The sequence below is a fragment of the Flavobacterium potami genome (genome assembly GCF_020026915.1).
Classification (GTDB): Bacteria; Bacteroidota; Bacteroidia; order Flavobacteriales; family Flavobacteriaceae; genus Flavobacterium; species Flavobacterium potami.
This window is the reverse complement of record NZ_JAINUY010000113.1, coordinates 1-231: the sequence shown is the minus strand read 5'-3', so window position 1 is coordinate 231 and position 231 is coordinate 1. Positions and strand designations below refer to the sequence as shown.

The 231-nt window shown below is 51.5% G+C and carries 1 protein-coding gene; it reads right to left on the bottom strand.

Annotated features, from left to right (window positions below; translation table 11 throughout):
• The coding region (locus K6T82_RS24480; protein ID WP_223711683.1) for a hypothetical protein at nt 1–231 on the bottom strand (231 nt) is incomplete at both ends.

The window sequence follows — 231 nt, the reverse complement described above, 5'->3', positions numbered from 1 at the left end:
TTTCGCACTGGGTCTGGTTTGATCCTGCGTTGGAAACAGTAGGGGTTTGGTTTCTTGTTATGGTCACCTCAGAACTCGACGATGTACAGCTGCCGTTGCTGATCGTCCAACGGAATACGTTAGCACCGTAGCCCAGAGCCGTTACTCCTGATGTATTTGATGATGGCGTAGTGATTGTTCCCGTACCGCTTACCAGTGTCCACGTTCCAGTACCAACCGTAGGCGCGTTAC